The following is an 18,062-nucleotide window of genomic DNA, read 5'->3' on the forward strand; positions in this document are numbered from 1 at the left end:
TGGGATAAGATGGTTGAAAGTATCATACGTGGTGATATATTCTATGCAGATTTATCGCCCGTTATTGGTTCTGAACAAGGCGGTATGAGACCTGTTCTCATTATCCAAAACAATATTGGGAATCGTTATAGTCCGACAGTCATCGTTGCCGCCATTACGGCGCGCATCCAGAAGCCTAAAATGCCAACACATGTTGGACTTTTAGCAAGTAGAGATGGTATTGAAAAAGATTCAGTTATACTAATGGAGCAAATTCGCACAATTGATAAGCAACGTCTAAAAGATCGTATCACGCATGTATCGAAAAAAAGTATGCTTGAGGTTGATGATGCGCTTAGAATGAGTGTTGGACTTGTTTCAGCAATACATAAAGAAAAATAAACAGTAAAAAGACATAAAAAAACGTGGTTCGTAACCATCCCACGCTAAAAAACTAAGGGAGTCTATTAATAATGACAAAAAATAATCGTGTAAACCAGGTAATCATTAATGGTTTAATCGCTGCACTTTATATCGTATTGGCAGTTGTTCCAGGAATGGTGAACATGGCTAGTGGTGCTATTCAATTTCGACTATCAGAAGGATTGAATCACTTAGTACTTTTCAATAAGAAATATATCTGGGGTGTTTCATTAGGGGTTATCTTATTTAATCTCTTTTACAGCAGTCCGTTAGATGTTCTTTTTGGGGGCGTACAAACAATCATGGGTCTTTTAATTGTGATTTTTGTTAGTCCTAAGTTTAAGAAAATGTGGCAAAAAATGCTTTTAAATATTATGGTTTTCTCATTTACCATGTTTTTAATCGCTATTATGTTGAACATTACAGCGAGCTTACCGTTCTGGCCTACTTACGGTACAACAGCATTATCTGAATTTGTAATAATGACAATTACAGCACCAATAATGCTCGTTTTAGATCGTGCTATTCACTTTGATAAAAGAATGCATTAAAAAAACAGACCCGAAAGGGTCTGTTTTTTTGTCTAACTACGTAAATCTTCAATTTCAGAAACAATAAATTCTTTACGTCCTAAGTTATCAACAATTTTATCAACTTTTTCTTGGTTTACACCAGCTGGTAATGTGAATAATGTTCGGCGTAATAATTCGCCTTCTTTAACATCTAAAGTCATACAACTAGCAATTGATGAATATTTTGTAATGATTTTAGCCATATCAACTAAATCACCACGTTCGCCAGCTGAAATAACAGTTAAGACATAACTACCAACATCAAAATTCCATGATTGAGACAACATATCTAGAAGACGTGTATGTGTTAAAATACCCTCAAAATAGTTGTTTTCATTTAAAACAGCAATATAAGGTAAGTCTTTAATTGAAAAGAAAACGTTGAAGAAAGCTGAATCAGATGAAATAAACTTAGTCGCATTTTTAAGAAGATAAGTAACAGGAAGTGACATATCGCCACCCTGTGATTTATGACGATAAATATGCATTTTATAAATATTACCACGGAAAATTTGACCCGTTTCATCTAAGATTGGCACACAACGGAATCCAGAATTTTCTAGGACCGTAAGTGCTTCTTCAAGTGTGACACTTTCACGGACGGTTGTTAGTTCTTTTAATGGTTTAACTAAAGTATTTAATAACATATAGGCGCCTCCAAATATTAAATTTTTCTCATTTACATTTTTATAATACCATAAAAAAAGCTTTTTAACAGTAATTTGACTATTAAAATTGTATTAAAAAAGGAACGGAAGAATGTCTTCCGTTCCTTTTTTGGAAAATAATTAAAAATTATTCACCTAATGCTTTAAGACCATCATTTAATACTTGTTTCAAAGTAGCAGCTGAATCAGTCATACGTTTAGATTCAACATCACTTAAAGGTACTTCGATGATTTGTGCAAGACCTTGGCCATTAACAACACCTGGTGTACCGATATAAATATCGTTCAAACCATATTGTCCGTCCATGTATGCACTAACAGGTAATACGGCATTTTCGTCACGCAAAATTGCTTTTGAAAGACGAGCTAATGCTGTACCAATACCGTAGAATGTTGCGCCTTTTTTGTTGATAATTTCGTAAGCTTTGTTACGAACGTCATCTTCAATTTTAGCAAGTTGGTCATCAGAAATGTTGTTAGCTTTTGCCCAATCTAAGAATGGAAGACCACCAACAGTTGCAGCTGAGTAAGCAGCAAATTCTGTATCGCCATGTTCGCCCATCATGTAAGCATGGATTGAACGAGGATCTGTAATGTCAGTTAATTTGCTTAAAGCAACACGTAAACGTGAAGTATCAAGTGAAGTACCTGAACCAATAACACGATCTTTAGGGAAACCAGAGAATTTCATTGTTGCGTAAGTTAAAATATCAACTGGGTTAGCAGCAACTAAGAAAATACCTTTAAATCCAGATTCAACGATTGGAGATACGATACTTTTCAAGATGTTTAAGTTTTTGTTTACAAGGTCAAGGCGTGTTTCACCTGGTTTTTGTGGAGCACCAGCAGTGATAACGACAAGATCTGCATCTTCACAGTCAGAGTATTCTGCTGAGTAGATACGTTTAGGAAATGCGAATGGTGTTGCATCTTCTAAATCTAAAGCATCTCCGACAGTGCGATCTTTCGCAACATCGATGATACCGAATTCTTCGCCGACACCTTGGAGTGTCATTGCGAATGCGTAACTAGAACCTACGGCGCCATCGCCGACTAAGATAACTTTTTGATGATTTTCTGTTTTTGTCAAAATAATTCATCCTTTCAGAGCTATAATTATTACTGAATAATTATAACATGTTTGTTTGTGAAAAAACATACTAGATGAGAGAGTTCTTTCACAAAATTTTCATAAATCGAGTATGGTATAATAGTTGAAAGAAAAGAATAGGGTCGAAATGCTGGGTAAGTTGAATAAACTTGCCCAGATGTTTGCGTTTATTTAAAGGAGAAATTAAAATGAAAATGATAGTCGGTTTAGGAAATATTGGGCAAAAGTATGATGGAACAAGACACAATGTCGGATTCGCTACAGTAGATGTATTTGCAAAACAACATAATGCCGATTTTGGATCTAGCAAGTATGAAGCGCAAGTGGCATCGTTTAATTTAAATGGTGAAAAAATTGTCTTAGTTAAACCATCTACTTATATGAATGATTCAGGTCGAGCTGTTAGACCGTTGATGGATTTCTATAAAATTGATGTTTCAGACATCCTTATTGTGAACGATGATCTTGATTTAGAAGTTGGTCGGATTCGATTACGTCAAAAAGGATCAGCAGGCGGACATAATGGTTTGAAAAGCATTATCGCACATACAGGAACACAGGAATTTAAACGTATTAAAATTGGTATTGACCATCCAGACAAAGTTTCTGTCGTAGATTGGGTATTAACGAAATTTTCTAAAAACCAAGAAAAAGACTTAGGTGATGCAATCAATACAGCAACTTTAGCAATTGAGGATTGGTTGGAAACAGATGATTTTATGAATACGATGAACAAGTATAACCATAAATAAGAAAAAGCTGTTTAGAAAAGGGTAAAGGGTAGAATAATGAATTTAGAAGCAATGATGCAGACTGTTCCTGGTGTAGATAACTGGCTAACAAATATTGAACCTAATACAAGACAATTGTTAACTGGACTAACGGGTTCAGCTAAAACATTGATGTTAGCTACTATTTTTAAAGATAAAAAAAAATCTATGTTGGTTGTGACAGATAATTTATTTCATGCAACACAATTAAATGAAGATTTAACTAACTTTATTAATGAAGAAGATGTGCTTACATTCCCAGTTGAAGAATTATTAGCTGCAGAACTGGCAACAAGTTCACCAGAATCTAAAAGTGAACGTGTCCAAACGCTTCAGGCTCTATTAGAAGGAACACCAAAGATTGTTGTAACATCAATCTCGGGGTTACGACGTTTTCTAGCACCTGTTTCAACGTGGAAACAAGCAACATTAAACTTAGCTGTTGGAAAAGATATTGATTTGAAAGCCACGGAAACTCAACTCTTTACGATGGGCTATCAACGTCAAAAGTTGGTTGAACGTCCTGGGGATTTTGCTGTACGTGGTTCTATCTTGGATATTTACCCATTGACCGTAGAAAACCCAATTAGACTAGATTTATTTGATACGGAAATAGATTCATTACGTTATTTTGATGTGACTAATCAACGAAGCTTAGAGAATGTGGACCAGATTCAAATTATACCCGCGACAGATTTTATTGCGACTGACGCTATGCTATTGGAAGCTAGTCAAACATTAAAAAAAGCGTATGGTGTTGAATATAAGCGATTAGATAATGATGATCAAGAGCGATTAGAATCAAATATTATGCCGCTTATGAGTGATTTTGAAAAAGGACGCTTAGCTCCGGAACATTTATTATTTAGCGATATTATTTATCAAGGTAAAACAAGTCTGTTAGATTACTTGGGTAGCAATGGTTTAATTGTAATGGACGATTATCCGAGATTATTAGAAGCTGAAAAGACGCTTAAACTAGATGAAGATAACTGGATGGCAGATAAGTTAAAAACACATCAAGTTTTGTCTACAAGTGTTTTTGGATTTGAATTACGAGATTTATTGAAAAATGAATCGCATGCTGAATTATTTCTGGCTCATTTTCAAAAAGGAATGGGTCACCTCAAATTTAATCAATTGATTGATGTACCAGGACATGCCATGCAACAATTTTTTAGCCAAATGCCATTACTTAAAACAGAAATGGATCGTTGGTTAAAAAAGAAACAGACTATTATTGTTATGGTTCAAGATAAAGAGCGACTTGATAAAGTCTCACAAACCTTGGATGATTTTGAGATTCCTTCTATCATGACGACTTTGGATAGCCTACAGTTAGGAAAAGTTCAGGTAGTAGAAGGTAACTTACAAGCTGGATTTGAATTGCCAATGGCAAACTTAGTTGTTGTGACAGAACATGAAATGTTTAACAAAGTCACTAAAAAACGTCCAAAACGCCAAACATTAGCGAATGCAGAACGCCTTAAAAGTTATCAAGATTTGAAACCAGGAGACTATGTGGTCCATGTTAATCATGGTATTGGACAGTTTATTGGAATGGAAACATTAGAAGTCGATGGTAAACATCAAGATTATATGACAATTTCTTATCGGGATGAAGCTAAATTATTTATTCCAGTAACCCAATTAAACATGGTTCAAAAGTATGTTTCTTCTGAATCTAAGTCACCTAGAATTAACAAATTGGGTGGTACTGAATGGACCAAAACGAAAAATAAAGTTGCTGCTAAAATTGAAGATATTGCTGATGATTTAGTTGCATTGTATGCTGAACGTGAAGCAGAAGTTGGATTTCAATTTTCAAAGGACAACGATTATCAGATGGAATTTGAAAATGCATTTCCATACTCTGAAACTGAAGATCAAATTAGAAGTTCAAATGAAATTAAGCACGATATGGAACAAAAGAAACCAATGGATCGTTTATTGATTGGTGATGTAGGTTTTGGGAAAACAGAAGTCGCGTTACGTGCCGCTTTTAAAGCCATTCAAGATAATAAACAGGTTGCTTTATTAGTGCCTACAACGGTGTTAGCGCAACAACATTACGAAACAATGATTAATCGATTCGAAGGATTTCCAGTTGAAATTGGGATTTTATCTCGTTTTAGAACAAAGAAACAACTTAAAGAAACAACTGATAAAATGGCTAGTGGTGCATTAGATATTGTCGTTGGGACACATCGAATTTTATCGAAAGATATTCAATTTGCTGATTTAGGATTGTTAATTGTTGATGAAGAGCAACGGTTTGGTGTGAAACATAAAGAACGACTCAAAGAGTTTAAGTCACAAGTGGACGTCTTAACGTTAACGGCAACGCCAATCCCAAGGACACTTAATATGTCGATGCTTGGGGTTCGCGATTTATCAGTAATTGAAACGGCACCATTGAACCGTTACCCAATTCAAACTTATGTAATGGAACAAAATGGTGGAACTATTCGAGATGGAATACAACGTGAACTTCAACGTGGTGGACAAGTTTTTTATTTGCATAATCGAGTTGAAGATATTGAAAAAGTAGTTTCAGAAATTGAGATTATGGTTCCTGAAGCTAGTGTCGCGTATATCCATGGTCAAATGACTGAAAATCAATTAGAAAATGTCTTGTATGATTTCATTCAAGGTGTCTATGATGTGTTGGTAACAACGACAATTATTGAAACGGGCGTAGATATTTCTAATGCTAATACATTATTTGTCGAAAATGCTGACCACATGGGATTGGCGCAACTTTACCAGTTACGTGGTCGTGTTGGTCGTAGTAGTCGAATTGCGTATGCCTACTTTATGTATAAACCTAATAAGGTTTTGACTGAAGTGAGCGAAAAACGCTTAGAAGCAATCAAAGACTTCACCGAATTGGGTTCTGGATTTAAAATTGCTATGCGAGATTTATCTATTCGTGGAGCAGGAAATCTATTGGGCCGACAACAACATGGTTTCATTGATTCTGTTGGATATGATTTATATACACAGATGTTGACAGAAGCTGTGAATAAAAAACAAGGTAAAAAAGCTGAGCCTAAATCAGATTCTGAAATTGACATTAATATTGAAGCTTATTTACCATCATCTTACATTGATGATCAGCGTCAAAAAATTGAAATTTATAAACGTATTCGACAGCTTGATAATTATGATCAATATTTGGAAGTACAAGGTGATTTAATTGATCGTTTCGGCGAATTTCCAACTGAAGTGAATAACTTAATGGAAATTGGCTTACTTAAATTATTTGCCGATAAGGCATTAGTTGATAAAATTAAAAAAGATAAAGACCAGTTAATTGTTTCTGTTTCAGAAAAAGGAACGACATTGCTGGGTACGGAAGCAATTTTCATGGCATTATCAGCAACAAAATTAAAAGCGTCATTAAAAACTCAGGGCAAACAAATGCGTGTGATTTTAGTGATTCAACCTAAGATGACTGAGACTGACTGGTTGATTGAATTACAAAACTTTATTCAAGCGTTAAGCGAATCCGTTGGGTCAGTGACTGCAGCTAACTAATAAAAAAGGAATCGAAATGATATGGGAAATAAGCAACTTAGACATTTAATGCGTGGTGCAATGATTCTATCGATTGCCTCACTAATTGCCAAGATTTTGAGTGCCATTTACCGAGTGCCATTCCAAAATTTAGTCGGAGATACGGGCTTCTATATTTATCAGCAAGTTTATCCTATTTATGGGATAGGGATGACTTTTGCTTTGACTGGATTTCCCGTCTACATTAGTAAGTTAATTGCTGAAGAGCCTTCGAAAGAAGATAAAATAAAATTGTCTCATGATATATTTATTGTTTTAAGTATATTTAGTTTAGTTATCTTTTCTGGCTTACAATTAGGAGCTTCATGGATTGCGACAGCTATGGGTGATGGACAGTTAGCAGGCTTAATTAAAAGTGTTTCATTTATGTTCTTATTTTTACCTGTTTTAGCAGTGGGACGTGGTTATTATCAAGGTATTTTTGAAATGAACAAAACTGCTGTCTCCCAAGTTGTTGAACAACTATTACGTGTTGGACTCATTATTTTAGCGGCATACATTGCGGTTGAAAATAATATGTCATTATATTCGATGGGAGCATGGGCAATGTTTGGGGCAACTATTGGTGCTATTGGCGCAAGTGTTTCTTTTATTCACTTTTACAGGGTTGAATTTAGGAAGACTAGGCTTCAAACAAACTGGCAAAGATTACTGATAACCTCTAAAAAATTATTTTCGGAGGGTCTTATCATCTGTCTATTTGCAGCAATGATGGTGCTATTACAATTAGTTGATTCATTCACAGTGAAAAACGGATTAGTGCACTTTGGTTATTCAAATAATATTGCAAAATCGTTAAAAGGAGTCTATGACCGTGCACAGCCTTTAGTACAACTTGGACTAGTTATTTCTGTTGGGTTCTCTTCGATGTTATTGCCATCTCTGGCTTCGGCCCGTCGTGAAAACCGAAAAAAGGATTTTCAACGATATGCTGGGATGTTAGTGCACATAACGGTGGCGTTATCGATGGCGGCAACCATCGGACTGATTGCTGTTATGCCACTTGTTAACCAATCTTTATTTGGGGATCAACTTCAAAATGGTACATTATCGGTTTATATGTTTAGTATTTTCTTAGCAGCAGTTATTGGAACATACAACAGCGTCCTACAGAGTCTGGGATTGTATCGTACGTCAGTCATTGCTTTGATTATCGGATTGTTACTTAAAATGAGTATTAATTTTTACCTAGTTTCTATATTAGGAACAGTTGGAGCAAGTATTGCGACAATCTTAAGTTTATTACTTGTATTAATTGCCATGTGGGTTATGTCACCCAGTGAGATTAGACAGTTACTAATTGATCCCAAATTTATGATGAAATTAACTTTAATTTGTGTAATTATGGGAATTGTGGTTTATTTATTAGATAATCAGTTAATTAATTGGACGAATGACAAGCGATTGTTGAGTGGCATTATAGCGCTCGTTTCTGGATCTATTGGTGCTGGAATATTTGGTGGTTTAGCAGTTAAATGGGAATTATTTTCGATTCGAGAATGGCTAAGCTTTCCATTTGGAAAACGTATTTTAAAAAAATTTATAAGATAAATAAAGGGGATTAACTAATGAGATTAGATAAATTTTTAAAAGTGTCACGTATTATTAAACGTCGTACAGTTGCAAAAGAAATTGCAGATAAGGGTCGAATTATGATTAATGATAAAATGGCAAAATCTTCAACAGATGTTGTTGTTGGGGATGAGTTAACAATCCAATTTGGTAATAAAACGCTGACTGTTCGAGTTATGGCGCTTAAAGAAACAACGAAAAAAGCAGAATCAATTGATTTATATGAAGTTGTTTCTGAAGTTTATACAGAAGAAAGTCGATAATTATCGATTTTTAATTGGAGTCCTTTATTGGGTTAGGAGACAAGATGGCCGATAATAAATCGAAAATTAAATTTTTAGATAATGATTTTATGAAAGCTAATAAAACAGAAAGAAAAAAAGATCAACGATTGGTAACTATTCACCGCCGCCGTATGATTGGATTAGGAGCTGTTTTAATAATTATAATCATTTTCTTTAGCGTACAGTTAATTTCAACCAAGCTTAAGGTTGCACATTATAAGCAAGAAACAGCAGTTGAACAAACGAAATTAAAAAAAGCTAAAGCAAATCAAAAAGATCTTAAATTTCAAATTAAACAATTAAATGATAACGATTATTTATTAAAATTAATTCGTGAAAAATATTATTTCTCTAAAAAAGGTGAAACTGTCTATAGTTTTCCTAGTGATAAAGCAAATTTAAAAAACTAATCAATCAGGGATAGAATTACCCGTGATTTAACTTTGTATCAAGGTTTATAGCGTGGTATACTAGTATGGTATATATATCTAAGGAGGAACAACTTTTTTATGTCTATTGAAGTCGGAGAGAAAGTTTCAGGTAAAGTTTCAGGAATTACAAATTTCGGTGCATTTATTGATTTGGGTGACAGAAAAACAGGATTAGTACATATTAGTGAAGTTTCTGATGGATTCATCAAAGATATTCATGATGCACTAACTGTTGGGGATGAAGTCACAGTTAAAGTTTTATCCATTGGCGACGATGGTAAGATAAGTTTATCAATACGAAAAGCTGTTGATAAGCCTCAAGTAACAGAAACAAAATCTCGTCCACAGAAAACATTTAATAAAGATACTCGCGCATCGACTGGTTCTCGTCCATCAAATGGTGGTAAGAATCGCTATCAGACTAAAAAAGTTGAACCTCAAAAAGATGACTTCGATTCATTGTTGTCAGGCTTTTTGAAAGATAGTGAAGATCGGTTAGTTTCATTAAAGAGAAGTACTGAAGGTAAGCGCGGTGGCCGTGGTGGCCGACGTAATTAATAACGAATTTTAAAGATGAGTGGTTGAAATGAAAATTTTAAACCACTCTTTTTTTAATGAAAAAAGGAGAAAAGTTTTGCTGAATACAAGATTTGAGGCTCAATATCGGCTACTTGGTAGTCCTGAAAAAATTCTGGTTGCTGTTTCAACAGGTGTTGATTCAATGGTCCTCATGGATTTGTTGCAACGATTACCAGATGAAATCCGGCCTGAGATAGGCGTTGCCTACATTGACCATCAATTAAGAGAGCAGAGCCGTATTGAAACTGAGTTCATCGAAAAGTATTGTCTAGATCATCAATTTAAATTATATAAAAAAGTTTGGCCAGTACATGAACATGGATTAAATGGTATTGAAAATGCAGCGCGCAAAATGAGATATGATTTTTTTGAGCAAATAATGGTATCAGAAACTTATGCAACGTTAATGACAGCGCATCAAGCAGATGACCAGCTCGAAACACTTGTTATGAAAGGAATTCGTGGCGGAGATATCAGACAGTTAACGGGTATCAGTCAAACTAGATCATTTGGACCAGGGATGTTAGTTAGACCGTTACTTTTGTTCACAAAACAGGCTATTCGGCAGTACGCAAAGCATGAAAACATTGTTTTTTTTGAAGATGAAACGAATCAATTAAGTGATTTTTTTAGAAATCGAGTTAGAAAAGAAATTATACCGAAAATGCTTGAAAATAATAAACAAGTAATTAAGCATGCACAAAGTTATGCAGATCAGTTAACGAACCTATTAGATTTAGCAGATGAAGCAATTAGTGAAAAAATAAAAGAAATCAAATATGCTTCAGGATTTAAAATAAAAATGTGGACCACGTTGGAAACAAGGTGGCAAAAGCCGATATTGAAAAAAATCGCTGAAGAACATGGTGTTTTCTTAAAAGAAGACCAAATACAGCAAATTAGCCAGTTACTGCTGAATGAAAAAAAACCACAGGGTGAACTTAATTTAGGTGATGATCAATTATTTGTTAAAAAATATGAGTACATGGATTTCATTCAAAAAGAGAAAATAATTGAAAGTACTTCTGAAAAAATAATACTCGGTATGAATTCATGGGTTAATTTAAATAATAATGAAAAAATTGGCGTATTTAAAGCTGAAGAGATTAATCTAGATGAAGTAACTATAAAAGATTATATGATGGTTGATCACTCTATTGTTGAAGAGGGGCTTAGCTTGAGACATCGGTTGCCAGGCGATTATATCGACATAGGAAATAGTGCAAAACAAAAAATAAAAAAAATATTTATTGATCAAAAAATAAGTAGTAATGACCGTAATCAGGCTTGGGTATTAGAAACTAATACTAAGCGAATCATTTGGTTAATAAATTATAAAAAATCTCAATTGTCAGACACCGTTGAAACTGATAAAATACAAGACATAATCGTTTTAAAAAAACAAGGTCAGGGAAGAGGCTAAAGTGTATGGATGAAGATATCAAAAAAGTTCTTTACAGTGAGCAAGAAATTCAAGATGTTACTCGGCGATTAGGAAAACAGATTACCGCTGATTATCAAGGCAAAAATCCATTGCTTGTTTGTATATTAAAGGGCGCCTATCTTTTTATGGCTGACATTGCTAAAAATGTTGCAGATTATGCAGAAGTTGATTTTATGAATGTTTCGAGCTATGGGGATGGTACCGTATCAACTGGTGAGATTAAGATTATCAAAGATTTAGATATTGATGTTAAAGGCAGAGATGTGATTATTGTTGAAGATATCGTGGATACAGGACAAACTTTAGCTTACTTAATCGATCTGTTTAACAATAGAAATGTAAAATCTGTTAAGGTTTGTTCGTTGTTGGACAAACCAGAAGGTCGTAAAGTGACTGTTAACGTTGATTATGCAGGATTTGAAGTTCCAAATGAATTTGTAGTTGGTTATGGATTAGATTATGCTGAAAAATATAGGAACTTACCATATATTGGCGTCTTGAAACCTGAAATTTATACAGAGTAAAATAATGGTCAAAGAATGTCAATTGTGATATAGTGTATCCTATTCAAACGATAGTTGAAATAAAAATAAAGAAAAACGGGCAGGAGAGTAGATATGAAAAACAATCCTAAAAATGGACTTTTTAAAAATAGTTTATTTTACATAGTTATCATGCTTGGGATAATGGGTGTAATGTACTTCTTTTTTGATGGAAACAGCAAAACGGAAACACAAGAAATTCAATCAAGTGAATTTGTCTCAAAATTACAATCAAACCAAGTGAAATCATTTGATATTCAACCATCAGGTGGTGTCTACAAAATAACAGGGACTTATAAGAAAGCTCAAACAGAAAAGAGCAAGGATACTGGGTTCTCATTAATTCCAGCTTCAAAGAAAACAACAAAAGTTAAAAACTTTACGTCAACAGTTATTCAAAATGATTCAAATATGGCACAAATTTTGAAATCATCTGAAGCAACAAAGACAAAAATGGATACAAAAGAAGAACAATCAGATAGTATCTGGTTGCAATTAGCAATTACGGTTATTCCACTTGTATTAATGGTCGGCTTTTTCTATCTTATGATGGGACAAGCAGGACAAGGTGGCGGTGGTGGCGGTAAGGTGATGAACTTTGGTAAATCAAAAACAAAACCTTCCGAGAAAAAAGATAATAAAGTTCGTTTTGCTGATGTTGCCGGTGCAGAAGAAGAAAAGCAAGAACTTGTTGAAGTTGTTGAATTCTTAAAATCACCACGCAAATTTGCTGATTTAGGCGCTCGAATCCCATCAGGTGTTCTCCTAGAGGGACCTCCTGGTACTGGTAAAACTTTACTCGCAAAAGCAGTAGCTGGTGAAGCTGAAGTACCATTTTATTCAATTTCCGGTTCTGATTTCGTAGAAATGTTTGTCGGTGTTGGGGCAAGTCGTGTACGTGATTTGTTCGAAAATGCTAAGAAAACTGCACCATCAATTATCTTTATTGATGAAATTGATGCTGTCGGACGTCGTCGTGGCTCTGGTACAGGTGGCGGTAATGATGAACGTGAACAAACATTGAACCAATTACTTGTTGAAATGGATGGATTTACGGGTACAGAAGGTGTGATTGTAATTGCAGCTACTAACCGTTCGGATGTTCTGGATCCAGCACTTTTACGTCCTGGTCGTTTTGATCGTAAAGTTTTAGTAGGTCGCCCAGATGTTAAGGGTCGTGAGGCTATTCTTAATGTTCATGCAAAAAACAAACCGTTAGCATCTGATGTTGATTTAAAAGTTATTGCTAAGCAGACACCTGGATTTGTTGGTGCTGATTTAGAAAATCTTTTAAATGAAGCTGCATTATTAGCTGCTCGTCGTAATAAATCAAAAATTGATGCAAGCGATATGGATGAAGCTGAGGATCGTGTTATTGCGGGACCAGCAAAACGTGATCGTACGATTAATGAAAAAGAACGTCAAACAGTTGCATTCCATGAAGCCGGACATACAATTGTTGGATTAGTCCTAAATGATGCTAGAGTTGTTCACAAAGTAACAATTGTCCCTCGAGGTCGTGCTGGCGGTTACGCAATCATGTTACCAAAAGAAGATCAAATGTTATTGTCTAAAAAAGATATGAGTGAACAAATTGCTGGATTAATGGGTGGACGTGCAGCTGAAGAAATTGTTTACAATGAACAATCTTCAGGCGCATCAAACGATTTCCAACAAGCAACACAAATGGCTCGCTCAATGGTTACTGAATATGGAATGAGTGAAAAACTCGGACCTGTTCAATTAGAAGGCAATAGCCAAATGTTCGCTGGTGGTTCAGGTCAACCAAGTGCTGCTTACTCAAGCAATACGGCTGACATTATTGATTCTGAGGTTCGTCGTCTATCTGAAGAAGGTATGAAACTTGCTAAAGAAATTATTGAAGCACATAGAGAACAGCATAAATTGATTGCTGATAAGTTATTAGAATTTGAAACACTTGATGAAAAAGAAATTTTAAGCTTGTTCGAAGATGGCAAAATGCCAGAAAAAGACGATGCAAATGAATTTCCGAGTGAAAAAGATGGTTCTTTTGAAGCAACAAAAAAAGAATTAGAACGTAAAGATGCAAAAAAAATAGCTGAAGAAACAGATGAAGTTGATTTATCTAAAACGGTTGTTTTTTACCCCAAAGTGAATAAAGACGATAAATAATCGTTACTTAAGAACTCCGATGGATTATCTATCGGAGTTCTTGTTGGTCTAAAATGAATTATTTAAGGAGAAAACGAATGAAAGATTATCTTGTAAAAAGTTTGGCCTTTGACGGTAAATTAAGAGTATATGCTGTTACTGCGACAAATACGGTTGCTGAAGCACAAAGGAGACATGACACATGGAGCGCAGCATCAGCTGCACTTGGGCGGAGCCTAATAGGAACATTATTACTAAGTACATCTACATTGTCAGCCGATGAAAAAATGACCGTTAAAATTAATGGTGATGGGCCAGTTGGTGCTATCGTAATTGATGGTAACGCTGATGGAACAGTTAAAGGATATCTGAGTGAACCCCACGTTCATTTACCATTAAATGAAAAAAATAAAATTGATGTTAAAGGTGCCGTTGGAACAACTGGATCAATGGCAGTAACAAAAGATATGGGTATGAAGGAACCGTTTACGGGACAAGTCCCATTGGTTTCAGGTGAACTTGGCGAAGACTTTACTTACTATTTAGCTAAATCAGAGCAGATTCCATCATCAGTTGGATTATCTGTATTTGTGAACACGGACAATACAATCGAAGTGGCCGGTGGGTTTATGATTCAAGTAATGCCTGGCGCAACTGATGAAGTTATCGATAATTTAGAAAAAAAATTAGCAGAAATGCCTATGATTTCAGAATTGCTAAGAGATGGTAAAACGCCAGAAGATATTATATATCTGATGTTTGGTAAAGAAAATGTTAATATCTTGGATACAATGCCAGTTGCGTTCGAATGTGATTGTTCAAAAGATAAATTTTACGGTTCATTAGCTAGTTTGCCAAAAAGCGATATCACTGAAATGATCGAATTGGATCATGGTGCCGAAGCTGTTTGTCGTTTTTGTGGAAATCGATATCAATATTCTGAAAATGAATTAATGAAATTATTAGAGGGTTCAGCTAAATAAATTTTATCAATATATGATTTGTGTTATGATACTAAACAATAGTAAGTGTAAAAAACGATGAGGTGAATAGAATGGAATGGAAAATTGGCGATATATTAATTCCTAATCAAGTAGTTGTTGCACCTATGGCAGGTGTAACAAATGCGGCATTCAGAATGATTTGTAAGGATTTTGGTGCTGGATTAGTAGTTTGTGAAATGATTTCTGATAAAGGAATCCAATTTAGAAATAAAAAAACGTTGAGCATGTTGTTTGTAGATCCAAGAGAACATCCAGTTAGCGTTCAAATTTTTGGCGGAGATAAGGAAACATTGGTTGCTGCTGCTAAGTTTGTTGAAGAACACACGTCAGCCGACATAGTCGATATTAATATGGGTTGCCCTGTACCTAAAGTAACAAAAACAGACGCAGGCGCACGTTGGTTGCTTGATCCAGATAAAGTATACGAAATGGTTGATGCGGTTACTAATGAGCTGTCAATTCCGGTAACAGTTAAAATGAGAACAGGCTGGGACGAAGATCATATTTTAGCAGTTGAAAATGCCTTAGCTGCTGAACAAGGTGGTGCAGCTGCACTTGCAATGCACGGAAGAACACGTTTCCAGTTGTATAATGGTAAAGCAGATTGGAATATTTTACATGAAGTTAAAAGTAATTTAAAAACAATTCCTTTTATGGGTAATGGTGATATTAAAACGCCACAAGATGCAAAGAAGATGTTAGATGAAGTCGGTGCCGACGCTGTTATGATAGGCCGTGCTGCATTAGGAAATCCGTGGATGATTAGGCAGACAGCAACGTACCTTGAAACAGGTGAACTCATTGCTGAACCTTCAGCATCTGATAAAATTTTAGTTGCTAAAGAACACTTGCACGCACTTTGCCAGATAAAGGGTGAGGTTATTGGACCTAAAGAATTCAGAAGTCAAGCAGCATACTACTTAAAAGGTATTTCGCGTTCAGCTCGTGCTAAAGCAGCATTGAATGAAGCAAATTCAGAAGCTACTATGATAACGATATTTGATAAATTTTTAGAAGATACAAAAGAACGTGAATTCAAATTAATGCAAAAAGAAGCATAGAATTAGTTGCATTTTATTGGGTTAATTGGCATGATAGTAAGTGAAATATGTAATTAAGTGAGGGATATAATATGGTAAAGCAAGAACAAAGTATGAATGATCAATTAAAGGTACGTCGTGAAAAAGTTGTTGAACTTCGCGAAGCAGGGGTCGATCCATTTGGACACCGCTTTGAACGTAAAGACATGACTAAAGCATTACATGATAAGTATGATGCATTAACTAAAGAAGAACTTGATGGTATGGATATCCAAGCTACTATCGCAGGTAGATTAATGTCTAAACGTGGTAAAGGTAAAGTGAGTTTCGCTGATATTCAGGATAAAGATGGACGTTTACAATTATATGTCCGTAAAGATGTTGTAGGTGAAGATACATATCATATCTTTAAACGTTCAGATATTGGTGATTTTGTTGGTATAACAGGTGATGTTATGAAAACAGATATGGGTGAATTAACGATTCGCCCAACAGAAGTTACTTTCCTATCAAAAGCATTACGACCATTACCAGATAAATTTCATGGTTTGCAAAATGTAGAACAAATCTATAGACAAAGATATCTTGATTTAATCACAAATCGTGAAAGCTTTGATCGATTTATGAAACGTAGTCAAATTATTTCAGCTGTAAGACGTTATTTAGATGGTAATGGATATATTGAGGTTGAAACGCCAGTACTGCATAACCAAGCAGGTGGAGCATCAGCTAAACCATTTACAACACATCATAATGCGTTAGATATTGAACTATACTTGAGAATTGCACTAGAATTACATTTAAAACGACTTATCGTTGGTGGAATGGAAAAAGTATACGAAATTGGTCGAGTGTTCCGTAATGAAGGAATTGATACAAAACATAATCCTGAGTTTACAATGCTTGAAACGTACGTTGCATACTATGACTTCCATGATGTAATGGATGAAACTGAAGGCATTTTTAAAGCAGTCGCAGATGTAATTTCAAATGACGGAATTATTGAATATGATGGAAAAAAAGTAGATTTTAATAAAAAATTTGCAAGAGTTCATATGGTAGATGCTATTAAGTCCGTAACTGGAGTGGATTTTTGGAAAGAAATGTCAGTTGAAGAAGCACAAAAATTGGCAGATGAACATCATGTTAAATATGAAACATATTGGAAAGTTGGCCATATCATTAATGAATTTTTCGAAAAATTTGTTGAAGATACAATTGTTGATCCTACTTTTGTTTATGGACATCCTTTAGAAATTTCGCCTTTAGCAAAGAAAAATGAAGATGATCCAAGATTTACGGATCGTTTTGAAATGTATATTTTAGGTACAGAATATGCTAATGCATTTACTGAGTTAAATGACCCCATTGATCAAAGAGAGCGATTTGAGTCCCAAGTTGAAGAACGTGAAGATGGTAACGATGAAGCGGAAGGAATCGATGAAGATTTCATTGAAGCACTCGAATATGGTATGCCACCAACAGGTGGTTTAGGAATTGGAATAGATAGGTTGGTTATGTTAATGACTGATGCACAATCTATCAGAGATGTGTTATTATTTCCAACTATGAGACCAGATGATAATCAATAAATATTTTTAAATTATTTTATAGGATTATTTTTGATGAATAATATTATATGAGAGTATTGTCGCTATGTGACAATACTCTTTTTTTACTTTTATTTCAGCAGTAAAAGTAATAATAAAACACGATGTACACGTTTACATTCATTGATTTAGATTTAATTTAAATAAAGGCTTGACGAAGGTGATTATTCTTGGTAAAGTAATAAACGTTGCTTCAGTAGTAAACAACTAATTCAAATGTGACCAGTTAATTAATTAAAAAAGTTCTTGACAATTAACGAAATCCTTGATATGATATAAAAGTTGTCAAAAGCAACCAAGTAGATCTTTGAAAACTGAACA

The 18,062-nt window shown here is 34.7% G+C and carries 16 protein-coding genes and 1 riboswitch; of the genes, 14 read left to right on the plus strand and 2 right to left on the minus strand.

What is annotated here, in order from left to right; genetic code table 11:
- The first annotated feature begins 9 nt into the window (after window positions 1–9).
- Both AC1RPY_RS01745 and AC1RPY_RS01750 read left to right on the plus strand, forming a co-directional pair.
- Entirely contained in the window at window positions 10–381 is a 372-nt protein-coding gene (locus AC1RPY_RS01745) for a type II toxin-antitoxin system PemK/MazF family toxin (protein ID WP_409021588.1), read from the plus strand.
- 17 nt (window positions 382–398) lie between these two features.
- Window positions 399–443, plus strand: a riboswitch (PreQ1 riboswitch).
- Between the two features lie 9 nt (window positions 444–452).
- Window positions 453–953, plus strand: coding sequence for a QueT transporter family protein (locus AC1RPY_RS01750; RefSeq protein ID WP_481760856.1), 501 nt, complete (start codon window positions 453–455; stop codon window positions 951–953).
- A 32-nt stretch (window positions 954–985) separates the two neighbouring features.
- Here the strand turns inward: AC1RPY_RS01750 and cbpA are convergent, their stop codons facing one another.
- Both cbpA and AC1RPY_RS01760 read right to left on the minus strand, forming a co-directional pair.
- Window positions 986–1,621 (minus strand): cyclic di-AMP binding protein CbpA, encoded by a 636-nt coding sequence (gene cbpA, locus AC1RPY_RS01755; RefSeq protein ID WP_409021586.1) that lies wholly within the window; start codon window positions 1,619–1,621, stop codon window positions 986–988.
- A gap of 148 nt (window positions 1,622–1,769) precedes the next feature.
- On the minus strand, window positions 1,770–2,732 hold the full coding sequence (locus AC1RPY_RS01760) for an L-lactate dehydrogenase (RefSeq protein ID WP_409021585.1): 963 nt from the start codon (window positions 2,730–2,732) through the stop codon (window positions 1,770–1,772).
- Between the two features lie 209 nt (window positions 2,733–2,941).
- Here AC1RPY_RS01760 and pth point away from each other — a divergent pair, with 209 nt between their 5' ends.
- The 12 genes from pth (at window position 2,942) to lysS (ending at window position 17,723) form a co-directional block, all read left to right on the plus strand.
- Window positions 2,942–3,505, plus strand: coding sequence for an aminoacyl-tRNA hydrolase (pth, locus tag AC1RPY_RS01765; RefSeq protein ID WP_409021584.1), 564 nt, complete (start codon window positions 2,942–2,944; stop codon window positions 3,503–3,505).
- A gap of 36 nt (window positions 3,506–3,541) precedes the next feature.
- Window positions 3,542–7,063, plus strand: coding sequence for a transcription-repair coupling factor (mfd, locus tag AC1RPY_RS01770; RefSeq protein ID WP_481760855.1), 3,522 nt, complete (start codon window positions 3,542–3,544; stop codon window positions 7,061–7,063).
- 21 nt (window positions 7,064–7,084) lie between these two features.
- The gene (locus AC1RPY_RS01775; protein WP_481760854.1) at window positions 7,085–8,653 is read left to right on the plus strand and encodes a putative polysaccharide biosynthesis protein; all 1,569 of its coding nucleotides are present in this window, start codon (window positions 7,085–7,087) and stop codon (window positions 8,651–8,653) included.
- Between the two features lie 17 nt (window positions 8,654–8,670).
- Entirely contained in the window at window positions 8,671–8,937 is a 267-nt protein-coding gene (locus AC1RPY_RS01780) for an RNA-binding S4 domain-containing protein (protein WP_481760853.1), read from the plus strand.
- A 44-nt stretch (window positions 8,938–8,981) separates the two neighbouring features.
- Window positions 8,982–9,368 carry an FtsB family cell division protein gene (locus AC1RPY_RS01785; protein ID WP_481760852.1) on the plus strand — a complete coding sequence of 129 codons (387 nt, stop codon included), beginning with the start codon at window positions 8,982–8,984 and terminating at the stop codon, window positions 9,366–9,368.
- A gap of 99 nt (window positions 9,369–9,467) precedes the next feature.
- Window positions 9,468–9,947 carry a S1 domain-containing RNA-binding protein gene (locus tag AC1RPY_RS01790; RefSeq protein ID WP_481760851.1) on the plus strand — a complete coding sequence of 160 codons (480 nt, stop codon included), beginning with the start codon at window positions 9,468–9,470 and terminating at the stop codon, window positions 9,945–9,947.
- 76 nt (window positions 9,948–10,023) lie between these two features.
- Window positions 10,024–11,391, plus strand: a complete 1,368-nt coding sequence (gene tilS, locus AC1RPY_RS01795; protein WP_481760850.1) for a tRNA lysidine(34) synthetase TilS — start codon at window positions 10,024–10,026, stop codon at window positions 11,389–11,391.
- Window positions 11,392–11,396: 5 nt separating this feature from the next.
- Entirely contained in the window at window positions 11,397–11,936 is a 540-nt protein-coding gene (gene hpt / locus AC1RPY_RS01800; RefSeq protein WP_409021576.1) for a hypoxanthine phosphoribosyltransferase, read from the plus strand.
- 93 nt (window positions 11,937–12,029) lie between these two features.
- A complete protein-coding gene (gene ftsH, locus AC1RPY_RS01805) occupies window positions 12,030–14,108 on the plus strand; it encodes an ATP-dependent zinc metalloprotease FtsH (RefSeq protein WP_409021575.1) in 2,079 nt (692 codons plus the stop codon).
- Window positions 14,109–14,185: 77 nt separating this feature from the next.
- Complete coding sequence (hslO, locus tag AC1RPY_RS01810) at window positions 14,186–15,070, plus strand: Hsp33 family molecular chaperone HslO (protein WP_481760849.1); 885 nt, start codon at window positions 14,186–14,188, stop codon at window positions 15,068–15,070.
- Window positions 15,071–15,141: 71 nt separating this feature from the next.
- Complete coding sequence (gene dusB / locus AC1RPY_RS01815) at window positions 15,142–16,152, plus strand: tRNA dihydrouridine synthase DusB (protein WP_481760848.1); 1,011 nt, start codon at window positions 15,142–15,144, stop codon at window positions 16,150–16,152.
- Window positions 16,153–16,223: 71 nt separating this feature from the next.
- Window positions 16,224–17,723 carry a lysine--tRNA ligase gene (lysS, locus tag AC1RPY_RS01820; RefSeq protein WP_481760847.1) on the plus strand — a complete coding sequence of 500 codons (1,500 nt, stop codon included), beginning with the start codon at window positions 16,224–16,226 and terminating at the stop codon, window positions 17,721–17,723.
- The last annotated feature ends 339 nt before the right edge of the window (window positions 17,724–18,062 follow it).

The organism is Dellaglioa sp. CoH-56-MRSF-12 (genome assembly GCF_056782075.1).